Consider the following 12,894-nt stretch of genomic DNA (forward strand, 5'->3'; position numbering starts at 1 on the left):
ATGCCTTTGTGCATCCGACAGAAGCCGCTCTGGCGCGCAGCTGTCAGCATGCCGGGTATCTGCACAGGAGAATCACCCATGAAAGTCGTCATCGCCCCCGATTCGTTCAAGGACAGCCTCGACGCCGCTGGCGTGGCCCGTGCCATCGCCGCCGGCCTGGCCGAGGTGTGGCCCGAAGCCGAACGCATCGAATGCCCGATGGCCGACGGTGGCGAAGGCACCATGGAGGCGATTCTCGCCGCCAGCCACGGTGAACTGCGCCGCCAGCAGGTGCGTGGCCCGTTGGGCGCGGGGGTCGAGGCCGGCTGGGGTTGGCTGGCCGAGAGCCGCACGGCGATCATCGAGATGGCCCAGGCCAGTGGCCTGCAACTGCTCGCCAGCGCCGAGCGCGATGCTTGCCGCAGCAGCACCTGGGGCACCGGCGAGCTGATCGCCGCGGCCCTGTCGGCCGGGGCGCGGCGCATCGTGCTGGCCATTGGCGGCAGCGCGACCAACGACGGCGGCAGCGGCATGTTGCGCGCCCTCGGCCTGCGCCTGCTGGATGCCGACGGCCAGCCGCTGGCCGAAGGAGGCCTGGCCTTGGCGCAACTGGCGCGCATCGACGCCAGCCAGTTGGACCCACGCCTGGCCGAGGTGCAGGTGGAAGTGGCCGCCGATGTCGACAACCCGCTCTGCGGGCCGAACGGCGCCTCGGCCATCTTTGGCCCGCAGAAGGGCGCGAGCCCCGCGCAGGTGGCGGCGCTGGACCAGGCCCTGGGCCACTTCGCCGACCACTGCGCGCAGTTGCTGGGCGAGGATGTGCGTGATTACCCCGGTTGTGGCGCGGCGGGTGGCATGGGCTTTGCGGCCAAGGCGTTCATGGGCGCGCGTTTCCGCCCCGGGGTCGAGGTGGTGGCGGAGCTGGCCGGGCTGGATGCCCTGGTGCAGGGCGCGGACCTGGTGATCACCGGCGAGGGGCGCTTCGATGCCCAGACCCTGCGCGGCAAGACGCCGCTGGGCGTGGCGCGGGTCGCCAAGCGTCATGGCGTGCCGGTGGTGGTGCTGGCCGGGACATTGGGGGAGGGGTACGAGCAGTTGTATGCGCATGGCATCGATGCGGCGTTCGCCCTGGCCAGTGGGCCGATGAGCCTGGAGCGGGCCTGTGCCGAGGCGGGCGCGTTGCTCAAGGCGCGGGCGGGGGATATCGCACGGGTGTGGAACCTTGCCCGCAAGGCGCGGGCAAGGTAGAGGCTCACGCCCTGCTAGGTGGCTGTAGCGCGTGCGCGCTGGCGTTGTTGCCGGGTGTGCCAATAACCACGCAGGGAAGGTGGAACCGGTTTTGCCTCGTACTTGATGCTCCAGTCGATATAGGCCGTGATGCGGTTGGCCAGCTCGCTTTGTTGGCCAACGTCGGATGTGATATCCGTCAGGTCCATGCCGTGCAGGCCCCAGATGAGCACGGCATGGGTCAGCAATCGTTCGTCACCGCCCAGTCTCGCAATCACCTGAATCGGGGGCGGCGCTTGCTGCGCATCGCCCACGGCTTTCCTGATCCTGGGGTAAAAGCCGAACAAATCGTCAAGGATCCCTGCCCAGTCTTTGTCTGAGGCAGAGCATGCATAGGCGCAGAAAGCAGCCTCGAAAATAGCGTCCCATAACGGCGCCCACCGTGTGGCGGACTCGGCGGTGACGTCCTGTGCCAGACCTTTGCGAAGCATGGCGACAGCGACCCCCGCCATGAACAGGCTCGGTGCGCCGAGGTCCTTGGCGCGTGAGCCGTGTCGAGCGTTCCGGCACAGGCTGGCGAAGCGCTCGAAGGTGCCACGCCATCGCTCTACGCTCGGGTGCCCAGCGTCCAGGTAGAGCTCGCCGACCAAGGCATGCTGCCAATGGCTTCGATAATTACGCGTTGGCTTGAACTCGCTGCGGGCCTCTATCAGAAGCTTCTCGAAGGTGGCGCGCAGGTCTGCTGCGTCCGGCTGTTCACGCGTCAGCAGCAGTGCGATGAAGAAGTGGTAGTAGGCGCGCTGTGTTTCGTCCGACGCCCGCTCGAGAGCGGTGATCGCCGCCAGTGAGATGGCCGGAGGCTCTGTTTCGAGGGTCAACAACTGCTGGAGAGGAAACTCATCGCGAACCAGTTCGGCAACGCACGCTTCGATCATCGCGTCTTCGAAGGGATCGACGTGGCGATCTCGCAGCCTGCTCAGCCGGTGCCTCATCCAGTGTTGCGCGATAACGCGGCCATCAGCCCGTGCCAGCAGCACCGCCATGATCGAGCGCGCCTTTGCGGTGACCTCGGCGAGGTCGGCCAGCGGGGCCTCCTCGCGGTTCTGCGGTACCGCCAAGGTTTGCAAATGCCTGAAGGCGACCTCCAAAAGCTGTAGCGCCATCGTTTTGTGATTCCAATGCCCAGCGTCATCGAAAACGACCGGTGCTTTTTCAAGCAGTAGCGACAGGCACTCGAAATCGTGTGCGATATCGCTGAAATACATCAGCTGTTTGGCGAGTGACGGGAACTGCAGGCGCTCGTGCAGCTCGACGAACAGCGCAGGGCAGGGTGTTCGCAGGATATCGAGCAGCGCTACGACCTCCGGGATGAGGCAACTCATGCTCCAGCCATGCCCTTGCCAGACGTGCACCGGGTCGGTTTCTTCAAGCCAGCCCGCGAGCGCCCGATTGCGTTCCTCATGCGCGTAATACGCTGGCGAGCGCTGGAAGCGATTTTCATAGTCGACCAACGCCGCCATGGCTTCCAGTAACGCACTGTCCGAAGCCTGGAGGAGGGCGTGCGTCGCATCGGCGATACCCGCTCTTCGTAGTGGATTGCGAGCGGACAACCTGGCAACGGCGACGATGTCGGCAGTGAATTGCCCGCGTGCGATCAGCATATCGCCCAAGGCAAGCCCGATGATCCGCTCCTCGGTATCCAGTGACGCACGCTCCTCGCTGTCTTGCAGCGCCACGTAGAGGTTGCGCACGGTCTGTTCAGGCAGGCCTTGATCGTCCATTTCCCGAGGGTGCTGCAAACAGAAATCGCGCAGCAGGCCCGGAATGTCAGGGTCGGCCAGATTGGCCGTGGTGAAAAAGCGCGTCAGCAATCGCGCGGTGGCCGTTCGCGCCGCACTCACCCAGGGCTGTTCGCAGACTACCCGTGCCAGCGCGTGCGCGCGGTGCAGTTCCGTCAAGTGGTAGTCCCTGCGCACGATACGTTGGTCCAGCATCACGCACGCTCCTTGCGGTTTTCGCCTTGAACCTGCTCCAGGTTTTCACCCGCCGCGGCCTGTTTCAACGGCGTGCCGCAGCAGGCGTCGCACAGGAACTTACGCACCCAGCGCCAGAGCCTGACGAATCGCGAAGGGGCCGGTGGGCGTGCAGCCAGCCGGTTTCTCACCCATTCGGCCAGGTCCTTGGTGCGTTCGTTGTCGTTGACCAGCGCTTCGATCTTTTCGATGACCAGTTCGGGCGCCGGGAGCTTGATCATCATGCCGGCGCGCTCACCGATCGAATTCAGCGAATTGCCGGTGAACCACACATCATCGTCAATGATCAGGAATCGATCGTGCACGGTTGGCATGCCTCCGGTCATGACGCGAACCTTCATATGCTTCATCGCCTCCACGCTGATGTTCGCCAGCAGTGTTTCCCCGACTTCCTTTTCCGGCTCGGTTTCGTCGGGTTTGGCCAGCGCGGTGCTGCCACCGGTGAGGATCATGACCTGGGTGTGCAATCGGCCCGTGGCGGCGGCGAAGCTGAACAGCTCGACCGTCGTGAAGTACGGGTCGATGATCCAGACTCGATGTTGGGCTTTATGGATAAGGCTGCGCACGAAGGTCGTGGCGCCTTGCCTGTCCCGGTGCAGCCATTTCTGCCCCAGGCGTTCGGCTTCTGCGACACGTTGGCGGTCGAATTGGCCTTTGCGCAGCTTTGCGGGGATGCCATTTGGGCCGCCTGCGCCACGGAATGTGTTCTGCGAGACCCGTTCATGAATGGGGACGGTGTAGGCATGACTGTCCTTGCCAGGCACCTCGATGGCCTTCTGCGAGCCGATCACATCGACGGCGACGTTTGCCTGCCGCGTGTAGTGACAGGGGGGCTGCCAGAACAGGATTCCCCTTGTTGGGCAGCGAATGATCAGTTCGACCTTTTCGCTCGCTCCCGCATGGGCCAGCGCCAGGTACGGGCCTTGAGCTTCACCGGTGCAAAGGGCTGCGATGCCGGTGGGCCGATGCTCGATCAGGGTGACCTGCAGCCCCTGCGTGGAGCGATTGGCCCGGGTGGAGAAGCGAATCATGGTCTTCTCTTCACCGCTTTCAGCCACATGCAGCCGGGTCTTCAGACTACGCAGGATCGGATCGGGCAACAGCAAGTGCACCGAGCCCAGCAGCTCGGGGTGGGTGTAGGCATCGATTCGGGTTTCAGCCTCGAACCAGTCCTTGGCGCCCGGGTCACTTTCGAAGAGCTTGGATAGGAGCGCCGCAGACTCAAGCGGCAACAGGTGATGGGCGCGCGAAGGCCCGTCGATATCGCCTGTTACGGCGAACTTCTCCAGCGTTACCAAGTGCGGCCAAGCGGGCTCTTGCAGTAGCGGATCATGGTGCACCTGGTATGTTGCGTCCCCCTGCAACAGTCGCACGCGGCCGTCGATGCAGTCTTGATACCAGCCTAATGCGGCGTCGGCACTCATGAGATAGCGCTGGTGGATCAGCCTAGGGCGGCTGCCGTTCATCTTTCTCGCTTGGAAGCTTGTTGGTTCTTCCTTTGCCGGTTCGCAGAGCTCGGCAGGGAGCAGTTGCGCCGCTGCGAAGACCAGGTGGCAGCGCTTCTCGTGGAACAGGCAGACCATCTGCACCACCGCATGCCGATAATCGCCGTCGATGATTGCGCTGTTGTAGGGGGAGGCAGGCATTTCGTCCTTGGGTCCTGGTGGCGGGCGAGGCGCGATTATGCGCAGCTTCGGCTCAGCGGTCACTAGCGCCTTCCGCCCTCGCCACTGGCGGGCATCGGTCAGTCGCTACAGGTACGCGGGCGCCTCGGCGCCGACGAAGGGCGGGTACTGGTGCAACTGCTCGGCCGACAAAGGCCGGCTGAAGTGGTAGCCCTGGGCGATGTCGCAACCGGCGAGCTTCAAACACACCACCTGCTCGCGGGTTTCCACGCCCTCGGCGACCACCGCCAGCCCCAGGCGCTTGGCCAGGATGATGGTCGAGGACACGATCGGGCTGTCGTCGTGGCTGTTGCACAGCGTGGCGATCAGCGTGCGGTCGATCTTGAGCTTGGACAGCGGCAACGATTGCAGGTGGGCGAAGCCCGCGTAACCGCGGCCGAAGTCGTCCAGGCTGATGCCGATGCCCGCCGCGCGCAGGCGGTGCAGGTGGTCGACGGCCGTGCCCTCGGGGTCGAGCACGGTGGTCTCGGTGATCTCCAGTTCCAGCCGCTGCGGGGCGATGCCGTGTTGGTACAAGGCATCGAGCAGGCGTTCGCTGAAGTCCACCTGGCGCAGTTGCAGCGCCGACACGTTCACCGCCAGGCACGCCTTGGGGGCAAGCGTCGACCACTGCACCAGCGCCTCGCAGGCCAGGCGCAGCACCTCCCAGCCCAGTTCGACGATGAACCCGCTGCGCTCGGCCACGCCGATGAAACGATCCGGGTAGAGCAGCCCGAACTGCGGGTGATGCCAGCGCACCAGCGCTTCGTAGCCCAGCACCTGCAAGGTGTCGAGGCGGATCTGCGGCTGGTAGTGGAGGACGAACTGGCGTTCGGCCAGGGCATTGCCGAAGGCTTGCTCGAGGGTGAAGGCCTGGATGTCGGAGAGGTTCAGCGACGGGTCGAAGAAGCGGTACTGGGCACGCCCGGCTTGCTTGGCCGAATACATTGCCGCATCGGCGCAGCGGATCAGCATGTCGGTGTCTTGGCCATCGCGCGGGGCGATGCTGACGCCGACACTGGGGCTGGTGTTGACCTCCTGGCCGTCGAGGGCATAGGTGGTCGAGAGCTTTTCCACCAGCGCGCGCACCCAGGCGTCGATCTGTTCCTCGCTGCGCGCGCCGGCCAGCACCACCACGAACTCGTCGCCGCCAAAGCGCGAGGCTTCATCGCCCGGCTCCAGCAGGCGCTGGATGCGCCCGGCCACGGCTTGCAGCAGCAAGTCGCCGATCTTGTGGCCAAGCGAGTCGTTGATCGACTTGAAACGGTCCATGTCGATGAACAGGATCGCCGTCAGCCGACGCTTGGCGCGTTGCCGGGCGAGGACCTGGGTGGCCACTTCGACGAACTGACGCCGGTTGTGCAGGCCGCTCAGGTGGTCGGTGGCGGCGGCGTGGCTGCTGCGCCGGTGCTCGTCCTCCAGGCGCTCGATCAACTGGCCATTGACCTGCTGCGCGTGCTCCAGGGCACTGAACGCCTCCTGGCGCTTGCGCAGCAGGCCCAGGCAACCGGCCAGGCCGGCCAGGGTGAGCACGGTCATGCACAGGTTCAGCCCGAACTGCCGGGCGTAGGCCAGGTGGGTGGCGGCGAGGATGTCGTCCTGGCGTTGGCTGACCACCACGCTGAAACCGCGCTCGGCCATGTGCCGGTACAGGCTTTGGTAGGCGCCGTCGTAGGCGTACTGGGTGAACTGTCCCGATTCATCGGGGCTGTCAGGCAGTGCCGGCATCAAGGCGTCGCCGGCCGCCACCACACCGCTGCTGTCGATGCGCAGGCGTTCCTGGCCGTCGTCCTGAAGCAAGCGCATCAGGCCGCTGCGGCCCAGGTCGATGTGCTGGAACAGCACCGCCAGGTAGCCGATATCCAGCTGCACCACGAGGATGTTCTCGACCTCGCGGCCGCGCGGGTCGGTCAGCGGCAGCAAAAAGGGCAGGCGCCAGGCGGGCCGGGTCGAAGGCGGGGCAGCGATACTGGGCAGGAAGGCGCTGAAACCATGGCGGGCGACGTGCTGTTGCAGTTGCTCGATCCAGTCCCGGGGCAGCTGTGGCGCTTCGTCGATATGGCTGGCGGAGCGCAGCCGACCCTGGCTGTCGTAGAGGCTCATGCGCTTGAATACCGGGTCTTCGACCAGCAGACGGGCCAGGTTGAGGTTGCCCTGGCGCAGGCTTTTCATGTCGTCCTGGGTCACCCGGCCTACGGCCTGGGCGCGGTCCACCAACTGACGCAGGCTTTCGCCGACGATGCTCGCCAGGTTCAGGTGCTCGGCGGCCTTGGCCGCCAGGGCGTCGTGGCGGGCGGCGGATTTCTGGGTGACGTGCAGCCCCCAGAGGAACGCCAGGGTCACGCTGCACAGCAGCAACAGCAGCAGGGGCAGCAGCCCTGCGGAGGACGGCGAGCGGCGGTTCACAGGCGGCGGTTCCCGGCCGGGGTGGGAACTGGAAAATTAAGTCAGCAAGATGACAGGGGAATGACTAGTGGCGAGTCGCCTTCATTCGGGCGCATCGTTCCCCCGCGATTGCGTCAACCGCGCCACCAGCGTTCGCAGGCCAGCCGCCATCGCGGTGCAAGCCCGCTCCTGCAACGGTCAGTCTTTGCTCAGGGCGCGCAGCGCGGCCTTGGCTTCAGGGGTGTGCAGCCGCTCGATGAACAGCGTCGCCTCGCGCCGCACGGTCTCGGCCAGCACCGCGCGCTGGCCGTCCTTGAGCAGCCGCTTGCTCACCCGCAGCGCCGCCTGGGGCATCGCCTGCAAACGCCGCCCCAGTGCCTGCGCCGCAGCCAGGCATTGTTCGCCATCCTCGTGCAGCTCGTTGGCCAGCCCCCAGGCCACCGCCTGTTCGCCCGTCAGCACGTCATTCGCCAGCAGCAACCGCGCGGCACGGGCCTGCCCGAGCAACTGCGGCAACAACAGGCTGGAACCGAACTCCGGGCACAACCCCAACGGCGCGAAGGGCATGCGCAGCTTCGCCGAGCGGCTGACCAGCACCTGGTCGCAATGCAGCAGCAGGGTGCAGCCGATACCGATGGCCGGGCCACTGACGGCGGCGATCACCGGCTTATCGATCGCCAGCACCGTGCGCATCATGCGGAACACCGGGCTGTCCTGGTCGGCGGGTGGGTGCTCGAGGAAGTCCTTGAGGTCGTTGCCGGCGCTGAAGCACTGGGCATTGCCGGTCAGCAGGATGACCTCCACGGCAGGGTCGTCCTGGGCCGCCTGCAAGTGCTCGCCGAGCAGGCGATACATCGCCGTGTTCAGGGCGTTGAGCTTGTCGGGGCGGTTGAAGGCCAGGGTCAGCAGGCCCTGGTCGAGGTCGCGGGTGATCAGGTCGGTCATGGCGGTGTTCTTGTTATGGGCCGGAGGGCAGGGTTTATCATGGCGTTCGCCTTGTTGTACAGTCGTTCAGCCCAGTCCATTCAGCAGAGAACCGTCATGAGTCAGGAAGCCCGCTACAGCCGCATGGTGCCGGAAGAACGCAAGGCCATCCTGGTCCAGGCGACGCTTGCCTGCCTGAAGCGCGATGGCTTCCAGGGTGCGTCGATTCGCAAGATCTCCGCCGAGGCGGGCGTGTCGGTGGGGCTGATCAGCCACCACTATTCGGGCAAGGACGAACTGGTGGCCGAGGCCTACATGGCGGTGACCGGGCGGGTCATGGGGCTGCTGCGCGAGGCCATGGCCCAGGCCGCGCCGAGCGCTCGCGAGCGGCTGTCGGCGTTCTTCCGTGGCTCGTTCTGCGCCGAACTGCTCGACCCGCAACTGCTCGATGCGTGGCTGGCGTTCTGGGGCGCGGTGAAGACCGCCGAGGCGATCAACAAGGCCCACGATCACTCCTATGGCGAGTACCGCAACGAGCTGGCCGGGTTGCTGGCAGGGCTGGCCGCGGAGGAGGGCTGGCAGGCGTTCGACGCGGACCTCGCGGCCATCAGCCTGAGTGCGCTGCTGGATGGCCTGTGGTTGGAGTCGGGCCTCAACCCCAGCACCTTCACCCCGGAGCAGGGCGTGCAGATCTGCGAGGCCTGGGTCGACGGCCTGCAGGCCGGTGGGCGGAAGCGTTTCACCTTGCCTGGGGCGTGTTGATCGGTCGTTCAGTACGGGTTAGGCTGCTGAAGCTTCGGGGTGCAAGGCCGCTCCCATTTGCTGTATCCGCGCCGGCCTCATCGCGGGGCAAGACGAATGGTTTCCAGAACAAGAACCTAGAAGAGACCACACGCCATGACACCTCGGGTACTGATCGTCGACGACGACCCGCTGATTCGTGACCTGTTGCAGGCCTACCTGGCCCAGGAAGGCTATGACGTGCGCTGCGCCGACACCGCCGAGGCGGCCGAGCGCTGCCTGGCCAGCCAACCGGTGGACCTGGTGATGCTCGACATCCGCCTGCCCGGCAAGGACGGCCTGACCCTGACCCGTGAGCTGCGTGTGCGCTCGGAGGTGGGCATCATCCTCATCACCGGGCGCAACGACGACATCGACCGCATCGTCGGCCTGGAGTGCGGCGCCGACGACTACGTGATCAAGCCGCTCAACCCGCGCGAGCTGGTGTCGCGCGCCAAGAACCTGATTCGCCGCGTGCGCCACGCCCAGGCCGCACGCCCCGCCAGCCCTGGTTGCCCGGCCCTGAAGCAGTTCGCCGACTGGGCGCTGGATACCGACCGCCGCCGCCTGATAGACCCCAAGGGTGGTGAAACCCTGCTGACCCATGGCGAGTTCCAGCTACTCAGCGTGTTCTTGCGCAACAGCGGCCACACCCTCAGCCGCGACCAACTGATGGACCAGATCCGCAACCGCGAATGGGTGCCCACCGACCGCTCCATCGACGTGCTGGTCGGCCGCCTGCGGCGCAAGCTGCACGACGATCCGGCCGAGCCGCAACTGATCATCACCATCCACGGCACTGGCTACCTGTTCACCGCCAGCGTGGCGGCCTGAGCCATGCGCGCGCTGGCGGGCCTGGCGCTGCTGCTGTCGAGCCTGCCGGCGCTGGCCGTCGAACCGGTGCGCTATTGCGACTACCCGGTGTACCCGCCGGTGTCGTGGAGCGACGGCAAGCAAGTGCGCGGCCTGGCGCCGACCGTGGTGCGCGAGCTGTTCGCCCGGCTGGGGCTACCGGTGGAGATCGTCGTGCTGGGCAACTGGAAGCGCTGCCTGCTCGATGCCGCCGAAGGCCAGGTCGACGTGGTGCTGGCCTACAGCAGCGACCAGCGCGACCAAGGCATGCGCTTTTCCCGGGTGCCGGTGCTGCGTGAGGAGGTCGCGGTGTTCTACAGCCGCCAGCGGCCAGTGCGCTTCGAGCGCCTGGAAGACCTGGCCAACTACCGCGGCGGGTTGCTGTTCGGGGAAAGCTATGGGCCTGCGTTCGACCACTTCGTCGCTCGTCACCAGAACATCGAGTGGGTGTCGTCCAGCCAGCAGAACTTCGGCAAGCTGGTGCGCGGGCGCATCGACTTCGTGGTGCAGGAGCGGCGCACGGGCGAGCTGTTGGTCGAACACCTGCCCGGCGCTGCCGATATTCAGGCGCTGCCCCGGGCGCTGAGCGTCGACTACCTGCGGGTGGCGGTGTCGCGCCACAGCCCGCTGAGCCAGCGCATGGACGAGATCGACGCGCAGTTGCAGCGTATGACCGACAGCGGCGAGATCGCCCGTTGGTTGCACGAAAGCGAGGTCACCTACCGTGACATGGTCAACCTGCCAGCGCAGGCGCCATGATCCGCCTGCGCGCCGACGGCCTGCTGCGCCGCCTGCTGTTGTTCATCCTGCTGTTCAGCCTGTGCTTCACCGTGCTGGCCAGCGCCGTGCAGCTGTATTTCGAGTACCGCCGCGAAATGCGCGACATCGACGCGCGCATGGCGCTGATCCGTGCCGGCTACCTGGCGAGCCTGGAGCGCAGCCTGTGGGATCTGGACCAGGAGCAACTGAACGTGCAGTTGCGCGGGCTGGTGGATTTCTCCGACGTGGCCCGGGTACGCCTGAACAGCCCCGACTTCCAGTTGCTGCAAGGCCAGCCCGCGCCCGTCGGGCCACTGCGCATCGAGCGTTTCGCGCTGGATTTCCAGCCACCTTCCGGTCCGCCGCGGCATTTGGGTGAACTGGAGGTGAGCACCGACCTGGGCGCGGTGCATCGGCGCTTGTTCGCCACCGGCTTGACCAGCCTGCTGTGGATGAGCGTATTCCTCTGCGGCCTGGCGGTGGCGCTGTCGGGCCTGTTCTACCGCCTGGTGACGCGCCATTTGCAGGTGATGGCCGATTTCGCTCGGCGCATCGGTTCGGGCCAGTGGCAGCAGCCGCTGCGCCTGGACAAGCGCCGCTCGGTCCGCCCCGATGAGCTCGATACCGTGGCCCACGCCCTGGATGACATGCGCCGGGCCATCCTCAGCGATATCGAGCGCCGCGAGCAGGACCGCCAAGCCTTGCAGGGCCTGGTCGAGCGACGCACCGAAAGCCTGGCCCGGGCCAAGGACGAAGCCGAGGCGGCGAATCTGGCCAAGTCGCGCTTCCTGGCGACGATGAGCCATGAACTGCGCACGCCGCTCAACGGCATCCTCGGCATGGCCGAACTGCTGCGCGAAAGCCCGTTGGATGCCCTGGGCCACAAGCGCTTGGCGGCGCTGCACAGGGCCGGTGAGGGCTTGCTGGCGATTCTCAACGAAGTGTTGTTCTTCGCCCGCCTGGAAGAGGGCGAAAGCCGCCCGGAACGGGTGGACTTCTCCTTGCGCCAGTTGTGCGAGGAAGTCATCACTTTGCTTGAACCCCGCGCCACGGCCAACGGCACGCGCCTGGCGTGCCGTGTCGACTCGCGCCTGGGCGAGGTGCAGCACGGCGCCGAACAGTACTTGCGCCAGGTGCTGAGCAACCTGCTGGCCAATGCCATCAAGTTCACCGAAGGCGGGCGGGTGAGCGTCGAGGCGCAAGTGCTGGGCGAAGCGGACGAAGGCCAGCGGGTGCGGGTGACGGTCAGCGATGATGGCATCGGCATCGCCCCGGCGGTGCAGGCGCGGATCTTCGAGCGCTTCACCCAGGCCAGCGAGGCGGTGGCGCGGCGCTATGGCGGCACAGGGCTGGGGTTGGCGATCTGCAAGCACCTGGTCGAGCGCCTGGGCGGGCGCATTGGCGTGGACAGTGCCGAGGGGCAGGGCAGTCGCTTCTGGTTCGAGCTGGACCTGGCATGGGGCGTGAGGCCGGCACTCCTGGCGGTTGACTGCGAGCCCCTGGCGCCCTTGGAGATCCTGGTGGTCGAGGACGTGGCGCTGAACCGCGAGGTGGCCGCAGGCTTGCTGGCGCGTGACGGCCACCGCGTGAGCTTTGCCGAGGATGCCGCGCAGGCGTTGGCGCTGTGTGCCGCGCGGCGCTTCGACCTGCTGCTGCTCGATGTGCACCTGCCGGGCATGAGCGGGGTGGCGCTGTGTCGGCAACTGCGTGCGGCGCCCGGGCCGAACCAGCACAGTCGCATCCTCGCGCTGACGGCCGGGGTGCAACCGAGCGTGGTGCGCGGGTATCTGGAGGCGGGCATGCAGGGGTATTGTCCAAACCGTTGCGGCTGGAGAGCCTGCGGCAGGCCCTGGCCCAGCGCGAGCCTGATGTCGTCGAGGTGGGGGACCCGGTGGATTGGGCCCTGTTGCAGACGCATCGACAGTTGCTGGGGGAGCAGAAGGTGCAGGGGTTGCTGGCGGTGCTGCGCGGGGCTGTCGAACAGCAGCGGGGGCCATTGCGCGAGGCGCTGGCGGCAGGGGATTGCGCGCAGGCCGTGGACTTGGCGCATCGGCTGGCGGGGAGTGCGGATTCGCTGGGGTTGCGCGGGTTGGCCGAAGTGTTGCGGCGGGTCGAGGAGGTTGGGCTTGCGCGCGATGGCGGCGGGCTGGAGGCGCTGGCGGGGGAGGTGGATGAGGCGGTGGGGCAGGCGTTGGCGCTGTTGCAGCAGTTGAGCCGCTGAGAGCAGGGGAGGCCCTGATCGCGGGCAAAAACACCGTTGAAACAAAATCCTTACGACTTTTTACATCTTC

Annotated in this window: 8 protein-coding genes and 1 pseudogene; 5 read left to right on the forward strand and 4 right to left on the reverse strand. The window is 66.5% G+C overall.

Going from position 1 to position 12,894, the window contains the following annotated elements; genetic code table 11:
- Positions 1-78 precede the first annotated feature (78 nt).
- Positions 79-1,227, forward strand: a complete 1,149-nt coding sequence (locus tag P0Y43_RS15745; protein WP_275638193.1) for a glycerate kinase — start codon at positions 79-81, stop codon at positions 1,225-1,227.
- Between the two features lie 14 nt (positions 1,228-1,241).
- Here P0Y43_RS15745 and P0Y43_RS15750 read toward each other — a convergent pair whose 3' ends face one another.
- From P0Y43_RS15750 to P0Y43_RS15765, 4 genes are all read right to left on the reverse strand, one after another.
- Positions 1,242-3,200, reverse strand: a complete 1,959-nt coding sequence (locus P0Y43_RS15750; protein ID WP_275638194.1) for a hypothetical protein — start codon at positions 3,198-3,200, stop codon at positions 1,242-1,244.
- Positions 3,200-4,885 carry a VPA1262 family N-terminal domain-containing protein gene (locus tag P0Y43_RS15755; protein WP_275638195.1) on the reverse strand — a complete coding sequence of 562 codons (1,686 nt, stop codon included), beginning with the start codon at positions 4,883-4,885 and terminating at the stop codon, positions 3,200-3,202. Before P0Y43_RS15755 ends, P0Y43_RS15750 begins: the two co-directional genes overlap by 1 nt.
- Positions 4,886-4,990: 105 nt before the next feature.
- The gene (locus P0Y43_RS15760; protein WP_275638196.1) at positions 4,991-7,309 is read right to left on the reverse strand and encodes a putative bifunctional diguanylate cyclase/phosphodiesterase; all 2,319 of its coding nucleotides are present in this window, start codon (positions 7,307-7,309) and stop codon (positions 4,991-4,993) included.
- 177 nt (positions 7,310-7,486) lie between these two features.
- A complete protein-coding gene (locus tag P0Y43_RS15765) occupies positions 7,487-8,233 on the reverse strand; it encodes an enoyl-CoA hydratase (protein ID WP_275638197.1) in 747 nt (248 codons plus the stop codon).
- 96 nt (positions 8,234-8,329) lie between these two features.
- Between P0Y43_RS15765 and P0Y43_RS15770 the strand changes: the two genes are divergently transcribed.
- The 4 genes and pseudogenes from P0Y43_RS15770 (at position 8,330) to P0Y43_RS15785 (ending at position 12,824) form a co-directional block, all read left to right on the forward strand.
- Positions 8,330-8,974 carry a TetR family transcriptional regulator C-terminal domain-containing protein gene (locus P0Y43_RS15770; protein WP_275638198.1) on the forward strand — a complete coding sequence of 215 codons (645 nt, stop codon included), beginning with the start codon at positions 8,330-8,332 and terminating at the stop codon, positions 8,972-8,974.
- A gap of 135 nt (positions 8,975-9,109) precedes the next feature.
- Positions 9,110-9,826, forward strand: a complete 717-nt coding sequence (locus P0Y43_RS15775; RefSeq protein WP_275638199.1) for a response regulator — start codon at positions 9,110-9,112, stop codon at positions 9,824-9,826.
- A gap of 3 nt (positions 9,827-9,829) precedes the next feature.
- Entirely contained in the window at positions 9,830-10,603 is a 774-nt protein-coding gene (locus P0Y43_RS15780; protein ID WP_275638200.1) for a substrate-binding periplasmic protein, read from the forward strand.
- A pseudogene (locus P0Y43_RS15785) lies at positions 10,600-12,824 on the forward strand (ATP-binding protein). Before P0Y43_RS15780 ends, P0Y43_RS15785 begins: the two are co-directional and overlap by 4 nt.
- Positions 12,825-12,894: the final 70 nt, after the last annotated feature.

This window comes from Pseudomonas entomophila (assembly GCF_029193575.1).
Taxonomy (GTDB): Bacteria; Pseudomonadota; Gammaproteobacteria; order Pseudomonadales; family Pseudomonadaceae; genus Aquipseudomonas; species Aquipseudomonas entomophila_G.